General features: G+C 70.7%; 13 protein-coding genes. 9 read left to right on the forward strand and 4 right to left on the reverse strand.

The window, feature by feature from the left end:
• Positions 1-41 precede the first annotated feature (41 nt).
• The gene (gene polA, locus F3T56_RS01145; RefSeq protein ID WP_149822735.1) at positions 42-2,768 is read left to right on the forward strand and encodes a DNA polymerase I; all 2,727 of its coding nucleotides are present in this window, start codon (positions 42-44) and stop codon (positions 2,766-2,768) included.
• A gap of 653 nt (positions 2,769-3,421) precedes the next feature.
• On the opposite strand, the gene F3T56_RS01150 is transcribed toward polA, so the two are convergent.
• Entirely contained in the window at positions 3,422-4,270 is an 849-nt protein-coding gene (locus F3T56_RS01150; RefSeq protein ID WP_149822736.1) for a DUF4184 family protein, read from the reverse strand.
• A gap of 388 nt (positions 4,271-4,658) precedes the next feature.
• On the opposite strand from F3T56_RS01150, the gene F3T56_RS01155 reads away from it, so the two are divergent.
• The 3 genes from F3T56_RS01155 (at position 4,659) to pgfA (ending at position 7,797) form a co-directional block, all read left to right on the forward strand.
• Positions 4,659-6,446, forward strand: a complete 1,788-nt coding sequence (locus F3T56_RS01155; protein ID WP_149822737.1) for a lytic murein transglycosylase — start codon at positions 4,659-4,661, stop codon at positions 6,444-6,446.
• Positions 6,447-6,629: 183 nt separating this feature from the next.
• On the forward strand, positions 6,630-6,764 hold the full coding sequence (locus tag F3T56_RS01160) for an SPW_0924 family protein (protein ID WP_149822738.1): 135 nt from the start codon (positions 6,630-6,632) through the stop codon (positions 6,762-6,764).
• Between the two features lie 40 nt (positions 6,765-6,804).
• The gene (pgfA, locus tag F3T56_RS01165) at positions 6,805-7,797 is read left to right on the forward strand and encodes a cell envelope lipid trafficking protein PgfA (protein WP_149822739.1); all 993 of its coding nucleotides are present in this window, start codon (positions 6,805-6,807) and stop codon (positions 7,795-7,797) included.
• A 5-nt stretch (positions 7,798-7,802) separates the two neighbouring features.
• Here pgfA and F3T56_RS01170 read toward each other — a convergent pair whose 3' ends face one another.
• Entirely contained in the window at positions 7,803-10,517 is a 2,715-nt protein-coding gene (locus F3T56_RS01170) for an ATP-dependent RNA helicase (protein WP_149822740.1), read from the reverse strand.
• A 49-nt stretch (positions 10,518-10,566) separates the two neighbouring features.
• Entirely contained in the window at positions 10,567-11,424 is an 858-nt protein-coding gene (locus F3T56_RS01175) for a class I SAM-dependent methyltransferase (RefSeq protein ID WP_149822741.1), read from the reverse strand.
• A 391-nt stretch (positions 11,425-11,815) separates the two neighbouring features.
• Between F3T56_RS01175 and rpsA the strand changes: the two genes are divergently transcribed.
• From rpsA to F3T56_RS01195, 4 genes are all read left to right on the forward strand, one after another.
• The gene (rpsA, locus tag F3T56_RS01180; protein ID WP_149822742.1) at positions 11,816-13,312 is read left to right on the forward strand and encodes a 30S ribosomal protein S1; all 1,497 of its coding nucleotides are present in this window, start codon (positions 11,816-11,818) and stop codon (positions 13,310-13,312) included.
• Between the two features lie 227 nt (positions 13,313-13,539).
• Positions 13,540-14,478, forward strand: coding sequence for a PAC2 family protein (locus F3T56_RS01185; protein ID WP_149822743.1), 939 nt, complete (start codon positions 13,540-13,542; stop codon positions 14,476-14,478).
• A gap of 91 nt (positions 14,479-14,569) precedes the next feature.
• On the forward strand, positions 14,570-15,208 hold the full coding sequence (coaE, locus tag F3T56_RS01190; protein WP_149822744.1) for a dephospho-CoA kinase: 639 nt from the start codon (positions 14,570-14,572) through the stop codon (positions 15,206-15,208).
• 49 nt (positions 15,209-15,257) lie between these two features.
• Positions 15,258-15,638 (forward strand): tetratricopeptide repeat protein, encoded by a 381-nt coding sequence (locus F3T56_RS01195; protein WP_149822745.1) that lies wholly within the window; start codon positions 15,258-15,260, stop codon positions 15,636-15,638.
• Between the two features lie 23 nt (positions 15,639-15,661).
• On the opposite strand, the gene F3T56_RS01200 is transcribed toward F3T56_RS01195, so the two are convergent.
• Positions 15,662-15,928, reverse strand: coding sequence for a DUF6343 family protein (locus F3T56_RS01200; protein WP_149822746.1), 267 nt, complete (start codon positions 15,926-15,928; stop codon positions 15,662-15,664).
• Between the two features lie 87 nt (positions 15,929-16,015).
• On the opposite strand from F3T56_RS01200, the gene F3T56_RS01205 reads away from it, so the two are divergent.
• Positions 16,016-17,008 (forward strand): acyltransferase domain-containing protein, encoded by a 993-nt coding sequence (locus F3T56_RS01205; protein ID WP_149822878.1) that lies wholly within the window; start codon positions 16,016-16,018, stop codon positions 17,006-17,008.
• The last annotated feature ends 38 nt before the right edge of the window (positions 17,009-17,046 follow it).

Consider the following 17,046-nt stretch of genomic DNA (forward strand, 5'->3'; position numbering starts at 1 on the left):
GCGTGGGTGGGCTGTCAGTGGTACGTGGCAGGATCGGGGTCGTGGCAGAGACAGCATCGAAGAAGACCGAAAGCACCCCCGGCGGCAGCCGTCCCCGGCTCATGCTCATGGACGGGCACTCGCTGGCCTACCGCGCGTTCTTCGCGCTGCCCGCGGAGAACTTCACGACCGCGACGGGCCAGCCGACGAACGCGATCTACGGCTTCGCGTCGATGCTGGCGAACACGCTGCGCGACGAGGCGCCCACCCACTTCGCGGTGGCGTTCGACGTCTCCCGCAAGACCTGGCGCTCGGAGGAGTTCACCGAGTACAAGGCGAACCGTTCGAAGACCCCGGACGAGTTCAAGGGCCAGGTCGAGCTGATCGGCGAGCTGCTGGACGCGATGCACGCGGTCCGCTTCGCGGTCGACGGCTACGAGGCGGACGACATCATCGCCACCCTCGCCACCCAGGCCGAGGCCGAGGGCTTCGAGGTCCTCATCGTCACCGGCGACCGCGACTCCTTCCAGCTGGTGTCCGAGCACACCACCGTGCTGTACCCGACGAAGGGTGTCTCGGAGCTGACCCGCTTCACCCCGGAGAAGGTGTTCGAGAAGTACGGCCTCACCCCGGCCCAGTACCCGGACTTCGCGGCGCTGCGCGGCGACCCGTCCGACAACCTGCCCGGCATCCCCGGCGTCGGCGAGAAGACCGCCGCGAAGTGGATCAACCAGTTCGGTTCGTTCGCGGAGCTGGTCGAGCGTGTCGAGGAGGTCAAGGGCAAGGTTGGGCAGAACCTCCGCGACCACCTGGAGGCGGTCAAGCTCAACCGCCGCCTCACGGAAATGGTGCGCACGGTCGAACTCCCCAAGGTTGTCGCCGACTTGGAGCGTGCCCCGTACGACCGCAAGTCCGTCGCGATGGTCCTGGACACCCTGGAGATCCGCAACCCGTCGCTGCGTGAGCGCCTGCTGGCCGTCGACCCGGGGGCCGAGGAGGCCGACGCCGGACAGCCGGTCGCCGCCGGCGTCGAGGTGGACGGCACGGTGCTCGGCTCCGGCGAGCTCGCCCCGTGGCTCACCGAGCACGGCACGGCGCCCCTCGGCGTCGCCACGGTCGACGCCTGGGCGCTCGGCACCGGCTCGGTCGCCGAGATCGCGCTCGCCGCCGCCGACGGAACGGCCGCCTGGTTCGATCCGACCCAGCTCGACGAGGCGGACGAGACCGCGTGGGCCGCCTGGCTCGCCGACACCGCCAGGCCGAAGGTGTTCCACAACGCCAAGGGCGCGATGAGGGTCTTCGCCGAGCACGGCTGGACCATAGAGGGCATCACCATGGACACCGCCCTCGCCGCCTACCTGGTCAAGCCGGGCCGCCGCTCCTTCGACCTGGACGCCCTGTCCCTGGAATACCTGGGCCGCGAGCTGGCCCCGGCCGCCACCGCCGACGGGCAGCTGGCCTTCGGCGCCGACGAGGGCGCCGAGGCCGACGCGCTGATGGTGCAGGCCCGCGCGATCCTCGACCTGGGCGAGGCCTTCGAGGCCCGCCTGACGGAGGTCGGCGCGGCGGACCTCCTGCGTGACGTGGAGCTGCCCACCTCCGCGCTGCTGGCCCGTATGGAGCGCCACGGCATCGCGGCGGACCGGGCCCATCTGGAGGCCATGGAGCAGATGTTCGCGGGCGCCGTGCAGCAGGCGGTGAAGGAGGCGCACGCGGCGGCCGGGCACGAGTTCAACCTGGGCTCGCCCAAGCAGCTCCAGGAGGTCCTCTTCGGCGAGCTGGCCCTGCCGAAGACGAAGCGCACGAAGACCGGATACACCACGGACGCCGACGCCCTGGCCTGGCTCGCCACCCAGACCGACAACGAACTGCCGGTCATCATGCTCCGCCACCGCGAGCAGGCGAAGCTCCGCGTCACCGTCGAGGGCCTGATCAAGACGATCGCCGCGGACGGCCGCATCCACACGAGCTTCAGCCAGACCGTCGCCGCCACGGGCCGTCTGTCGTCCACGGACCCCAACCTCCAGAACGTCCCGGTCCGCACCGACGAGGGCCGCGCCATCCGCCGCGGCTTCGTCGTCGGTGAGGGCTACGAGTCCCTGATGACGGCGGACTACAGCCAGATCGAGCTCCGCGTCATGGCCCACCTCTCCGAGGACGCGGGCCTGATCGAGGCGTTCACCTCGGGCGAGGACCTGCACACCACGGCCGCCGCCCAGGTGTTCGGGGTCGAGCCCGCCGCCGTGGACGCCGAGATGCGCCGCAAGATCAAGGCGATGTCGTACGGCCTGGCCTACGGCCTGTCGGCGTTCGGCCTCTCCCAGCAGTTGAACATCGACGCGGGCGAGGCCCGCACCCTGATCGACGCGTACTTCGAGCGCTACGGCGGCGTTCGCGACTATCTGCGCCGCGTCGTGGACGAGGCGAGGGCGACGGGCTACACGGCGACGCTCTTCGGCCGCCGCCGCTACCTCCCCGACCTCAACAGCGACAACCGTCAACGCCGCGAGGCCGCCGAGCGGATGGCCCTCAACGCGCCCATCCAGGGCACCGCCGCCGACATCGTCAAGATCGCCATGCTGAACGTCGGCCGCGCCCTGGACGAAGCGGGCCTCACGTCCCGCATGCTCCTCCAGGTCCATGACGAAATCGTCCTGGAAATCGCCCCCGGCGAACGCGCCCGCGCCGAGGAACTGGTCCGCCGAGAAATGGCCGACGCCGTACACCTCAGGGCCCCCCTCGACGTCTCCATCGGCGTCGGCCCGGACTGGGAATCAGCAGCGCACTAGCCTCCGGCGAACGGGCAAGGTGTCCTCCGGCATTCGGAAGACCCGGAGCACAGCGAAGGGGCCCGGCACAGCAAGACGCCGGGCCCCTTCGCACGGTCTCTGCCGGGCCGGCACGGCAGCTCGTGCGCTGGGCGGCGCCCGGCACCTACCAACACGGGCTGCACGGAGCCGACCCGGGAGGACCGCCCCACCCACAACAGCAGCGTTGATCTTGTCTGCCGCCCACAACAATCCGCCGTAACGGCGAGCACCCGGTACGGCGCTGTCCGGCGGTGCCGAACCGGCCTCGCCCCGGCGGTGGCAGACAGCCAAGGTCCACCACACGTCCCCGGCCCCCGCGGAGCGGCGCGTCACCCGCCTGGCCCTCATCAAGGCGCCCCCGGCGGAGGGACGGCGTAAGGATGCCCGCATGGGTATACGCACGCTCCGCCGCCGTACCGCGACAGGTGCCACCCGACTTCCCCGGGTGCGAACACGTCTTCCCTGGCGGCGCACCCGCCTCCCGTGGACGCCCTGTCTCCGCCGGGCGCGCACCCGGATCCCCTGGGCGCTCACCCACCCCCTACCGGCGCTGCTCGGCCACGTCCCGCCGTTCGCCCCGCGCGCCGCCAAGCCCCGCATCCCCAGCGGAGCGGGCCCGCGTCGCCGGGTGGTCAGCGGCGGACCGAGTTGTCCGCCTCCGCGTCGACTGCGGTCGCCGCGGCGGGAGCGGGGCGCCAGACCCTGACCCCCACGCCGTACAGCACCACCCCGACCACCAGCCCCGCGCCCGCCCCGAAGCACACGGTCGGGATCACCTCGTACGGCTTGGCGATCGAACCCCAGTACGCCCACCAGCGGCTCACCCGCTGCACCGCCGCCACCAGCGCGCACCCCCCGATGACCAGGCCCGCCACCCACCGGTCGGCCGAGGAGAGCACCGGCACCCCCACGGGCTCCACCTCCGGCTGCCGGCGCAGCGCGCGGACGACGAACACCACGATCACGACCGCCGCGACCGCCGAGCCGCCGTACTGCAGGTACCAGTACAGCGGCGAGCCCGCGATCTCCTCGCCCAGGACGGGAAACAGCCGCATCCCCCACCGGTCGAGATGCGTGAACGCGTCCCAGACGACATGCGTCAGCGCGCCGAGCGCGGCGGAGACGTACCACCACAGGGCTAGTGAGGGACTGAACGGTCGCGTTCCCGCCCCGCAGCGCACCAGCGAGGCCACCCGCGCCCGCCGCCCGCGCGGCAGCAACGCGACGAGCGGCTCACGGAGCATCAGCCACAACCCCACCAGCGCCCAGGTGATGAGGACGTCCACGGTGAAGACCCCGGTGAAGGAGTGCGTGACATCGCCGAATTCCATGGCCTCGGGCAGCACGCTCGCCGCGTAGTAGGTCAGGTCGGGCGCGAGCGAACCGGCGACGAGCACCGACGGCACCAGTGGTCCGAGCCCGGTCCCGTCCCCGCGCAGGGCGGGCAGCACGGCGGCCGCATGGCTGAGCGTGAAGGGCAAGTCGTCCCCCTGTGACGGATTTTGACCGGGCCGGCGGGCCCGGCGATCACCGGCCGTCAGTATGCGCGACCGGTTCCGCGTACGTGCGCGTACGTGAAGGACGCCCCACCGACAGGAAACCGATAAGGCCAATAGCCGAAAATCGGGCACGAACGGGTGCCCGGGCGACGGAAGTTGTCGTAGGGTCGCCTGGGTCGCCGCGCCGGTGAGGTGCGGGGGCCGCCGGACATCCGGAAAACGGAGAGCCGGATCGGGGCAACCAAAAGCGGAAGCCCGGAGTCGGTGTATCAGAGCAGGAAAGCGGTTCCGGACAAAACGGAAAAGCACCTGAGACGGCACCAAAAGGGAAGAACGCCAAGGCGATCGACCACCGGGGAGGGTTCACTCAATGGCGGCGCAGTTCGGTTTGAGGCTCCGCAAGGGGGCGGCGACCACCGCTCTGGCCGCGGCCACGGTCGCGGCACTGGCCGCCTCCCAGGCTCCGGGAGTGACCACCGACAGCGCAGGCAGACAGACCACCGGGTCGCCCTCGCCCGACGCGAGCCCTCAGGCCGAAGACACCGCGTCGGGCAACTCGCGCTACTACACGGACCTACCGCCCCTCGACAGCCCCACCTCGACGCCCGGCACGGGCGACTCCTCGGGCACGACCGGCGGCAACGAGAGCGGCATACCCGCGACCGTCCTCGACGCCTACAAGAAGGCGGAGGCGTCCCTGCGCGAGTCCAAGCCCGGCTGCAACCTGCCCTGGCAGCTCCTCGCCGCCATCGGCAAGGTCGAGTCCGGCCAGGCCAGTGGCGGCAAGGTGGACGCCGACGGCACAACGTACGACAAGATCCTCGGGCCGGTCCTCAACGGCAACGGGTTCGCCAACATCAGCGACACCGACAACGGCGCGTACGACGGCAACACCACGTACGACCAGGCGGTCGGCCCCATGCAGTTCATCCCCTCCACCTGGGAGTGGGCGGGCCGCGACGGCAACAGCGACGGCGCCGAGGACCCCAACAACATCTACGACGCCGCCCTCGCCGCCGGCCACTACCTGTGCCGTTTCGACTGGGACCTGTCCAACGACGGCAACCTCCGCAGCGCGATCCTCAGCTACAACAACTCGACGGCGTACTACAACACCGTCATCTCGTGGCTGGAGCACTACCGCAAGGGCACCCACGAGATCCCGGACGGCACCGGCTCGCTGCCCGAGACGCCGAGCGACAACGGCAACAACAGCGGCAATAACGGCAACAACAACGGCAACAACAACGGCAACAACAACGGCAACAACAACGGCAACAACAACGGCAACGGCAGTGACGACTCCACGCCCAGCCCTCGCCCGACGCCGCCGAAGACGGAGAAGCCGGAAACTGAAAAGCCGGGCGGCGGTTCCACCAATCCGCCGACGAACCCGCCCACCACGCCGCCCACGCCGCCCCCGACGCCGCCGGGCACGCCCACCGACACGGTGCACCACCTGGAGGGCGCCGGCACGGCGAACCTCACCGCGACGGCCGGCGACACCTTCACCGGGAAGATCACCGCCCGCACCGAGACCGAGGCGGGCAAGGCCGTCGCGAAGGTCCGGGTCCGCTTCACCATCGTCGGTGACACGGACACCACCTTCACCGGCGGCGAGAGCGTCGCCACCATGGTCACCAACAGCTCCGGCACGGCCACCGCCCCGGCGCTCGTGGCCGGCGAGAAGACCGGCGACGTCAAGATCCGCGTGACGGTCGTGGGCCGCTCGGTGGCCGCCCTCGACTACACGGCGACCGTCACCGCCCGCCAGGCCGACGCCCTCACCCGCACCACCACCACAGCGCTGACCTGCGTCCCGGGCGGCGAGTTCGCCGAACAGGTAGAGGTGAAGGCCACCCACAACGGCGAGGTCGCCGACAAGGTCGCGGTCAAGGCGACGCTCATCAAGTCGGTCCTCGACCCGACCGCCAACGACAAAGGCCCCTACTTCAAGGACGCCGACGGCAAGCCAGTACGCGCCCTCACGGCCCTCGAAACCGACGAGAACGGCCTGCTCAAGCTGCCGAAGCTGTACGCGGACGACACCGTCGGCACGTTCATGCTCCGCATCGAAGCCGAGGGTGGCGGGATCATCACGGTCGAACTGAAGGTGGAGGCGGCGGCCGAGTCGGCGTCGGCGAGCCCCAGCGCGTAGGCCTGCCTTCGCGGTCCTTCATGCATACGACCCCTGCGGCGCCCCTCTTTCGCAGAGGGGCGCCGCAGGTGTGTGCGACCTGTTCTCATCTCACCCGGCCGTTGCTACGGTGCCGGACCTGACGAAGTATCAGTTCCGGTCCGCCGGGAGACCGGGAGACCGAGGCCGTAGTCGGGAGGTCCTATGCGTGCCCTCATCGCCGCCGCGACCGGTCTCGCCCTGGCGTTCGCCCTGGCCTTCGCGATCACGCTGTTGGGCTCGACGACGGGCGAGACGTCACCGAAGCCGCTGCTGACGACCGTGCCCGCACATCCGTGACCACCCCGGGAGATCCGGGAGATCCGGGAGGGAGGCCGAGATGCGCCATAGGACAGGTCTGATCCTGCTCGCGCTCGCCGTGTTCTTCGCGGCGCTGTCCCCACTGCTGCGCTGGTACGTCTTCCCGAGCGTGGCGAAGATCCCCGCCGGTCAGTACCAGGACATGGTCCTGGAGGCGAAGGACGCGACCCTCCTCGACTACGGCACCTTCACCGAACGCAAGGTCTCCAAGGTCACCATCGTGCAGACCCTCAAAGGCAACGTGGAGGCCTCCGAGAAGATCGAGAAGACGGCCGGCCGGGACATCGTCGTCTGGGACGGCCTCTCCTACGTCCAGGGCCCCGACGGCGAGATGGTCTCCAAGATCCCCGAACGTTACATCTTCGACGCCCACACCCAGGAACCCGTCCACGCCACCGGCGAGATGGTCGACGGCGACCCCATCCGGCGTGAGGGCCTGGAATTCAAATGGCCCTTCCTGACGGAGAAGAGGGACTACGAGTACTTCGACGCCCAGGCAAGGGTGACCGCCCCGATCCACTACAAAGGCACCCAGGACTTCCGGGGCGTGGAGGTCTACTACTTCGAACAGACCATCCCCTGGACCGAGGTCCCCTTCCCCCGGACCATGCCCGTCGAGGGCATCACCCGGGAGACGGTCGCCGAGACGGGCACGACCCGCTGGTACACCACGGTCCGCAAGTTCTGGGTGGAGCCCGTCACCGGGGCTCCCGTGTACGGCGAGGAGATCCACAAGGAGGAACTGCGCGGCGGCACACTCCTCGGCGACCGCGAGAAGGTGACCGCCTTCGCCGGCCACGTGAAGATGCGCGAGGACTACATCGAGCACACCGTCGACATGGTCAAGTCCCAGCGCCTCCTCGTCCTCCTGATGACCTCGTACCTGCCCTGGGGCTTCCTGGGCCTGGGCGTCCTCCTCCTGGCCCTCGCCCTCTACGTCGAGGCCCGCGGCCGCAGGCCCGGCGACCCCGAGTCCAGCAGGGCGTCGGCGCCCGAGCCGGTCAGCGCCTGAGCCGGTCAGCGCCTGAGCCGCGCGTTCGTGTGCCGCGTCGGCTCGGCCGTGGCCGGATCCTCCGGCCACGGATGCTTGGGATACCGGCCGCGCAACTCCGCCCGTACGGCCCTGTACCCGTCCCGCCAGAACGAGGCCAGATCGGCGGTGACGGCGGCCGGCCGGCCCGCAGGGGACAGCAGGTGCACGAGCACGGGAACCCCCGCCAGCACGGGCGACTCCTGAAGCCCGAACATCTCCTGCAACTTCACCGCCAGTACGGGCTGCTCGGGCCGCGCGTAGTCGACCCGCACCCGTGACCCGCTCGGCACCTCGATCCGCTCGGGCGCCAGCTCGTCGAGCCGTACGGCATCCCCGGAGGCCCACGGCAACAACCGGTTCAGCGACTCCCCGGCGTCGATCCGCCCGAGATCGGCCCGCCGCCGGGCCCGGCTCAACTCCGGCTCCAACCAGTCGTCCACGCGCGCGTGCAGAGCATCGTCGGAAACATCGGGCCAGGGCTCGCCGAGACGCGCGTGGAGAAAGGCGAGCCTCTCCCGCAACCGCTCCGCATCCCGCGACCACCGCAACAGCCCGAGCCCTTCGACACGCAACCCCTCGACCAACGCCTCCCGTACGAGCCCGGCCGCGACGCCCGTCAACGGCCGCACCGCCAACTCCACGGCCCCGAGCCGCTCGACCTGCCGAGCCACGACATCCCCGTCACGCCACCGAACCTCGTCCCCCCGGCCGAGCAACCCCCCGGCAGCCTCCCGCGCGATCCCCTCGTCGATAACAGCCCCAAGCCGCACACGCGCGTGCCCAGCCCCCACAGGCCGATCAGCCACAGCCACGGCCAGCCACTGGACCCCCCGCAACCCGGACCCCTCCCCAACCTCGGCCCGCGTCCCGGAGGCCATCAGATACGACCCCTTGTCCCCTTTGGCCACCCGCTCAGGAAACGCGAGCGCGACAACAAGCCCCACAACCCGCTCGTCGCCGGCCCTTGCCCACCCGCCCGGCCCACTCTCGACCGAGGCGAGCGAGAACCCTCCGGCGTCCGCCGCCCCTGAGGCCCCCGCGACACTCCGACGGCCGGCCCCAACGCCCACAGCCCCAGCCGTGACCCCCGAATCCCTCCCGGTGTCGCCCTCGCCCCGCGGAGCGTCGGCGCTCGGTTCGCCCGGGAGAGAGTCATGGACGGGTTCTGGGCGGGAAAGGAGCCGCGCCGGAGGTGCGGGCGCCGACGCGGCCCGCAGGCGCCGTACCTCTGTACGCCAGCGACCCGCGTAGGCGTCACCCCCGCGCCGGACGCCCCGCAAGACCGCCGCAAGGTCGTCGCCGTACTCCCGCGGGGGCTCCTCGCTCAACAGTGCGACGATCTCCGCCGCCCGGTCCGCTCCCACCAGCGGCGCCGCGTCCAGGAGGGCGCGGGCCAGCCGGGGGTGCAGGCCCAGCCGCGACATGCGTACACCCCGCTCCGTGGCTCGCCCGGCAGGGCCCACCGCACCCACGGCCGACAGAACCTCCCGAGCCGTCGCCATCGCCCCGCTCGGCGGCGGGTCCAGCAGGGCGAGCCCCGAGGCCTCGGGATCGCCCCAGCAGGCCGCCTGAAGGGCGAACGCCGTCAGGTCGGCCACTTCGATCTCCGGCGCCGGGAAACGTGGCAGGCGGCCGTTCTCGGCCTCCGCCCAGCACCGGTACACCGCCCCGGGCGCCTCACGCCCGGCCCGCCCCGCCCTCTGCGACCCGGCCGCCTGCGAGGCCCGTACGGTCGTCAGGGCGCTCAACCCGCGCGCGTGGTCGACGCGCGGCTCCCGGGCCAGCCCGGAATCCACGACCACGCGAACCCCCGGCACCGTCAGCGACGACTCCGCCACCGAGGTCGCCAGCACCACCCGCCGCCGCTCCGCCCCGGTCAGCACCGCGTCCTGCACGGCCGCCGGCGCCCGCCCGTGCACCTGGAGCACCTCCACGTCACCGAGCCCCGACAACTGCCCGGCGACCCGCGCGATCTCACCCACCCCGGGCAGGAAACACAGCACGTCCCCCGACCGCTCGGCCAGCGCACGCCGCACCACCGACGCGACATGCGTCAGCAGCGCCGGATCCACCCGCATCCCGTGCGGCGGCCGTACGGGGCGGGCCGGCGGCGCCCACACCACCTCGACCGGGTACGACACCCCCTCCGCCGCGACCACCGGCGCCCCGCCCAGCAACCGCGCCCAGCCCTCCGCGTCCGTCGTCGCCGACGCCGCCACCAGCCGCAGCTCGGGCCGCAGCGCCTCGCGCACGTCGATCAGGAACGCCGCCACCGTGTCCGCGTCCAGATGCCGCTCATGGCACTCATCGAGCACGACCACGTCGACGCCCGGCAACTCCTGGTCCCGCTGCAACCGCTGCAGCAGCACACCGGTCGTGACGACCTCCACGCGCGCGTGCCGCCCGACGACCCGCTCCCCGCGCACCGTGTAGCCGACGCTCTCGCCGACCTTCTCGCCCAGCAGCCACGCCATCCGCCGGGCCGCCGCCCGAGCCGCGATCCGCCGCGGCTCGGCGACGACCACCCGCCGCGCCGGCCCACCGTCCAGCAGCCCCGCCAGCGCCAGCGGCACCAGCGTCGTTTTGCCGGTGCCGGGCGGGGCGACGAGGACGGCGGTGCCGTGCGTCTCCAGGGCGTCGTTCAGACCGGGCAGGGCGCCGCGTACGGGCAGCGCGTCCAGGGCGTCGTAACGGATCACGCCCTTCAGTGTCGTACGTGCGTGAGCTCGACCGACACGCGCGCGTGCCTCACTCCCGCTCGCACACGAAGATCGCCGTCCCCGGGATCAGCCCGCCGCGCAGCGGTGACCAGCCGCCCCACTGGGCGGAGTTCCAGGCGGGCCACTCCGGCTCGACCAGGTCGACGAGCCGGAAGTCCGCCGCGACGACGTCACGGACGCGGTCGCCGATCGTGCGGTGGTGCTCGACGTACACGGCCCGCCCCGCCTCGTCCTGCTCGACGTACGGCGTGCGGTCGAAGTAGGAACCGGACACGGACAGGCCCTCCGGGCCGGGCTCGTCGGGAAACGCCCAGCGGATCGGGTGGGTCACCGAGAAGACGAAGCGGCCCCCGGGACGCAGGACACGGCGCACCTCCCGCAGCACCCGCACCGGGTCGGCCACGAACGGCAGCGCCCCGTAGGCCGAGCACGCCAGGTCGAAGGAGGCGTCCGCGAAGGGCAGGTCGCCCGCGTCGGCGCACACCAGGGGGAACGATCCGCCGATCCGCAGGGCGTGCTGGAGCTGACGGTGGGAGAGGTCGAGGGCGACCGGACGGGCGCCCTGCGCGGCGAGCCAGCGCGAGCACTGCGCGGCACCGGCGCCGATCTCCAGGACGTCCTTGCCCTTCAGGTCCTCGGGCGGCCCCAGCAGCTCCGCCTCGATCTCGTCGAGCCCTTCCGGGCCCCACACGAAACGGTCGTCCCCGAGGAACGTGCCGTGCTCGATCTGGTACTCGTCCGCGTTGCGGTCCCACCAGCCCCGGTTGGCCCGGGAACTCTCCGTGACCCCGGCCTCGCGCCGGGTGGCCTCCGGTTCGGCGGACTCGACAGCAACGTCGGCCCCGGGGGCCTCGACGGCTTGGTGGACATCGGGCTCTTGGATGATCGGCTCCCTCGTCGTACTCTTCCGTAACCTGCGTGGCGTGACCCCGCTCCGGCGGTGTCACGGAAGAGGTGTCTCAGGTCTGCGTGGCCTCATGGGACAGGTTTTGTGCCGGGTATGCGGCGTTCCGCCCCGGGTGTGCGCCTTCGCGCATTGACCCTGCCTGGCTGCCCCCGTATGCTACAAGTTGCGCTGCGGGCCTGCGCACCTCAGACGTAGCAGGCTGCGCTCGCATCTGTTGTATGTCCCCTCGGTTTTCGAGGTGCCATTCGGAATGTCCTGGTGATTTTCCTGGTGTGGCGCTTCCTTGGCTGTCCGGCTTCTTCAGAGCGATACGGGCTCCCGGCGTAGCAGTACCTACGACTTCAATGTCCGTACCGGAGCCCTTTCCCACATGACGAGCAGCACCGAGACCACCGCCACCACCCCGCAGGTAGCGGTCAACGACATCGGTAACGAGGAAGCCTTCCTCGCCGCGATCGACGAGACGATCAAGTACTTCAACGACGGCGACATCGTCGACGGCGTCATCGTGAAGGTCGACCGGGACGAGGTCCTGCTCGACATCGGTTACAAGACCGAAGGCGTTATCCCGAGCCGCGAGCTCTCGATCAAGCACGACGTCGACCCCAACGAGGTCGTCGCCGTCGGTGACGAGATCGAAGCCCTTGTTCTCCAGAAGGAGGACAAGGAAGGCCGCCTGATCCTCTCGAAGAAGCGCGCCCAGTACGAGCGTGCCTGGGGCACCATCGAGAAGATCAAGGAAGAGGACGGAATCGTCACCGGTACCGTCATCGAGGTCGTCAAGGGTGGTCTCATCCTCGACATCGGCCTCCGTGGCTTCCTCCCGGCCTCCCTGGTCGAGATGCGCCGCGTTCGCGACCTCCAGCCCTACGTGGGCAAGGAGCTCGAGGCCAAGATCATCGAGCTGGACAAGAACCGCAACAACGTGGTTCTGTCCCGCCGTGCCTGGCTGGAGCAGACCCAGTCCGAGGTCCGCCAGACGTTCCTCACGACCCTCCAGAAGGGTCAGGTCCGTTCCGGTGTGGTCTCCTCGATCGTCAACTTCGGTGCCTTCGTGGACCTGGGTGGCGTCGACGGTCTGGTCCACGTCTCCGAGCTGTCCTGGAAGCACATCGACCACCCCTCCGAGGTCGTCGAGGTCGGCCAGGAGGTCACGGTCGAGGTCCTCGATGTCGACATGGACCGCGAGCGCGTCTCCCTGTCGCTGAAGGCGACCCAGGAAGACCCGTGGCAGCAGTTCGCCCGCACCCACCAGATCGGCCAGGTCGTGCCCGGCAAGGTCACGAAGCTGGTTCCGTTCGGTGCGTTCGTCCGCGTGGACGAGGGCATCGAGGGTCTGGTCCACATCTCCGAGCTGGCCGAGCGCCACGTGGAGATCCCGGAGCAGGTCGTCCAGGTCAACGACGAGATCTTCGTCAAGGTCATCGACATCGACCTCGAGCGCCGTCGCATCAGCCTCTCGCTGAAGCAGGCCAACGAGTCCTTCGGTGCCGACCCGGCTTCGGTCGAGTTCGACCCGACCCTGTACGGCATGGCCGCGTCCTACGACGACCAGGGCAACTACATCTACCCCGAGGGCTTCGACCCCGAGACCAACGACTGGCTCGAGGGCTACGAGAAGCAGCGCGAGGAGTGGGAGCGCCAGTACGCCGAGGCGCAGTCCCGCTTCGAGCAGCACCAGCAGCAGGTCATCAAGTCCCGCGAGGCCGACGCCGCTGCCGCGGCCGAGGGCGGCGACACCGCGGGTGCGGCTCCGGCCGCGGGCGGTGGCTCGTACTCCTCCGAGGGCGCGGACACCTCTGGTGCTCTCGCCTCGGACGAGGCGCTGGCCGCGCTCCGCGAGAAGCTGGCCGGCGGCCAGAGCTGAACGCTCACCGCTGAGGCTTAGCCGATAACACTTCGGGCCCGCATCTTTCTTGGATGCGGGCCCGAAGTGCGTGTGCGTGTGTACGAACTGGGCGTCTACATGCGTGTGTACGAACTGGGCGTCTATAGAGGTGTTCACCAACTGCGGCGCCACCGCCGACTCGTACGCGGGAATGCCGGGCCCCCGCGGCGCGTTGTGAAGTACGGACACGAGGAGGAGCGGTCACAGTGCTTGATCCGCAGGGTTTGTACGCATGGGAGCCGAAGGGCCTGGCAGTCGTCGACATGGCGCTCGCCCAGGAGTCGGCGGGACTTGTCATGCTCTACCACTTCGACGGATACATCGACGCGGGTGAGACGGGCGACCAGATCGTCGAACGGCTGCTCGGCTCGCTGCCCCACCAGGTCGTCGCCCGCTTCGACCACGACCGGCTGGTGGACTACCGGGCACGGCGCCCGCTGCTGACGTTCAAGCGCGACCGCTGGACCGAGTACGAGGAGCCGACGCTCGACGTGCGGCTCGTCCAGGACGCCACCGGGGCGCCCTTCCTGCTGCTGTCCGGGCCGGAGCCGGACGTGGAGTGGGAACGCTTCGCGGCGGCCGTCCAGCAGATCGTGGAGCGGCTCGGCGTCCGCCTCTCGGTGAACTTCCACGGCATCCCCATGGGCGTGCCGCACACCCGCCCGGTGGGCCTCACCCCGCACGGCAACCGCGCCGAGCTGGTCCCCGGCCACCGCAGCCCCTTCGAGGAGGCCCAGGTACCCGGCAGCGCCGAGTCCCTGCTCGAATACCGCCTCATGCAGGCCGGACACGACGTGCTGGGCGTCGCCGCGCACGTACCGCACTACATCGCCCGCTCGCCCTACCCGGACGCCGCGCTGACCGTGCTGGAGGCGGTCACGGGAGCCACCGGCCTGGTCCTGCCCGCCGCCGCGCACGCCCTGCGCACGGAGGCGCACCGCACGCAGACCGAGATCGACCGGCAGATCCGGGAGGGCGACGACGAACTCGTCGCCCTCGTACAGGGGCTCGAGCACCAGTACGACGCCGCCGCGGGCGCCGAGACGCGCGGCAACATGCTCGCCGAGCCCGTCGAGATCCCGTCCGCCGACGAGATCGGGCGCGAGTTCGAGAAGTTCCTGGCGGAGCGGGAGGGCGAGGGCTGAGCCCTTCGCGTTCCTCCTCCAGAGCCGTGGGAGGCCCTGATGTTCAGGGTCTCCCACGGCTCTGCCAGTGGCAGGGCATAGGCTTCCGGGCATGCTGAGAGTGGGTCTCACCGGCGGTATCGGCGCCGGCAAGAGCGAGGTGTCGCGGCTGCTCGTGGAGTGCGGCGCCGTGCTGATCGACGCGGACCGGATCGCCCGCGAGGTCGTCGAACCCGGCACCCCCGGGCTCGCGGCGGTCGTCGAGGCATTCGGCAAGGACGTACTCGCGCCGGACGGCAGCCTGGACCGGCCCAAGCTGGGCTCCATCGTGTTCGCGGACCCCGCCAAGCTCGCCACGCTGAACGCGATCGTGCACCCCCTGGTCGGCGCCCGCTCCAGAGAGCTGGAGAACGCCGCCGCACCGGACGCCGTCGTCGTCCACGACGTCCCCCTGCTCGCCGAGAACGGCCTCGCCCCGCTCTACGACCTCGTGGTCGTCGTCGACGCCGCCCCCGAGACCCAGCTCGACCGCCTCGTACGCCTGCGCGGTATGACGGAGGAGGACGCACGCGCGCGCATGGCCGCCCAGGCGACCCGCGAGAAGCGCCTGGAGATCGCGGACATCGTCATCGACAACGACGTACCCCTGGACGACCTGCGCCGACGCGTACGGGACGTATGGGCGGACCTCATACACCGGGCACAGTGGACCCAGGAGCCCCGGGAGCGGTCCGAACACTCACAGGAATAGCGGGCCCTCAGCGGGCGTTGAACCGTCGCAGCGAGGGAAGGACTCAGCCGTGCCCGAGATCAGCGGTTCCACCGGACGTACCCCGGAGACGCATGTCATCGACTTCCGCGCCGCCGAGCAACTCCTCGCCGCGAGCGACCCGCGAGGCGCGGTGAAACTGCTCGACCGAGTCATCGCCGAGCACCCCGAGAACACGGCTGCCCGGCTGCTGCGCGCGCGAGCCTTCTTCGCGGCCGCCCAACTGCGGCCCGCCGAGCTGGAGTTCACGATCGTCCTGGAGCGCGAGCCGGACAACGCGTTCGCGCACTTCGCCCTTGCCCGCACCTACCAGCGCCAGGCCCGCCCCGACCAGGCGAAGCGCCACTTCAGGCTCGCCGCCGCGCTCGACCCGAACCCGCAGTACCTGGAAGCGGCGCGGTTCGACTCCTGACAGGGGTCAAGGCCGCCAGGGCCTTACGGGTGGTGGGGTCCCGGTGGTGAGTACGGCGGGACGTCGCGGCCCGGCTGGTAATGCGGGCCCTGGCGGATGTGGCGGAGGATCATCACCAGATCCACAGTGACGATCACCGACAGCACACCACAGGCGACGGCCCAGCCGGTGCGGTCGGCGACGGCGAAGGCCGCCGTTCCGGCGATCGCCCAGATCAGACCCCATACGCTCAACCAGAGCCGCATCCGCAGGGCACTGCGTGCTGTCCTCGGTTCACTGCCGGTACGCATCAGGATCACTGCTCCGTCCTAAGGGAAACGTACTCTTCGGCTCGTGCGTTCTCCAGGAGACGGGGTGGGGTGACGGGGGAGGCGGCCGTGCTGCTGGATGCGCTGCGAACGGACGAGAGACTCGCCGAGTGGCTGAAGCGACTCGAGGAGAGCGGGGACGCCGCGACGGCGGAGGAGGCTCGGCTTCCGGGGCCCGACGAGCTGCCCGATGCCCTGGTGGACCTTGCCGTGCCGTACGAGGACGTCAACGACCTGGTCGCGCTGCGCCGCGCACTGGCGGACGACGAGGAGACGACCCGGCTCCTCGAGCGGTGCGTCGGCGGCCTCGCGCGGGACATGGGGAAGATCGGCAAAGGGCTGAGACTCCCGCCATTCCCGCTGGAATCGGGTCCGCTGGGCCGCTACTTCCCCGTGTACGTCTTCGTCGCCGCCCTGCCGTACGTACGCGCGTACCACCGCGAGCGCGGCATCCCCGACGACGTGTCCCGCCGAACCCTGGCCGACCTCGGCCGCGGGCTGGCGCTGCACCGCCGGCGGTACGGAGTGGGCGGGTTGGTCGCGCCGACCTGGTTCTCGCTGCACTTCCACGGGGAGTTGTTCCAGCTGGGGCGGCTGCAGTTCCAACGAGCGCGGCTCGGCGGTCGTGAAGGCGTCGCGCTCGCGGCCGCGGGACTGCAACTGCGGCCCGGGGAGCTGTGCCTGGACCTGCACATACCCGACTGCGCGGGACCCCTGACCCCGGAGACGTGCGACCGGTCCCTGGCACTGGCCCGGGAGTTCTTCGCGCTTCACTTCCCGGAGGAGCGGTACGAGGCGGCCTGTTGTCACTCCTGGCTCCTCGATCCGCAGCTGAAGCGATACCTGTCGGCGGGCTCCAACATCGTCTGCTTCCAGGAGCGGTTCCGGATCAGCTGCGGGAACCGCGAACCGGAGGACGACCTGCCCGTCCGGTTCGTGTTCGGAGACCCTGACCTGCCGGTGGAGGCACTGCAGCGCCGGACGAGCCTCGAACGGGCCGTCGGGGACCATCTGCGGGCGGGCGGCCACTGGTACAGCGGGCATGGGTGGTTCGTGTGGTGAGACGCCGGCGTGCCACGGCCGTGCACGTTCACCCCATC

The organism is Streptomyces tailanensis (genome assembly GCF_008386495.1).
In the GTDB taxonomy this organism is placed as follows: Bacteria; Actinomycetota; Actinomycetes; order Streptomycetales; family Streptomycetaceae; genus Streptomyces; species Streptomyces tailanensis.

What these genes read in the sequence shown, in the direction of transcription:
- F3T56_RS01155 (WP_149822737.1), top strand. Translation starts at nt 4,659, where the DNA reads ATGGCGGCGCAGTTCGGTTTGAGGCTCCGCAAGGGGGCGGCGACCACC.
- F3T56_RS01160 (WP_149822738.1), top strand. Translation starts at nt 6,630, where the DNA reads ATGCGTGCCCTCATCGCCGCCGCGACCGGTCTCGCCCTGGCGTTCGCC.
- pgfA (WP_149822739.1), top strand. Translation starts at nt 6,805, where the DNA reads ATGCGCCATAGGACAGGTCTGATCCTGCTCGCGCTCGCCGTGTTCTTC.
- rpsA (WP_149822742.1), top strand. Translation starts at nt 11,816, where the DNA reads ATGACGAGCAGCACCGAGACCACCGCCACCACCCCGCAGGTAGCGGTC.
- coaE (WP_149822744.1), top strand. Translation starts at nt 14,570, where the DNA reads ATGCTGAGAGTGGGTCTCACCGGCGGTATCGGCGCCGGCAAGAGCGAG.
- F3T56_RS01200 (WP_149822746.1), bottom strand. Translation starts at nt 15,928, where the DNA reads ATGCGTACCGGCAGTGAACCGAGGACAGCACGCAGTGCCCTGCGGATG.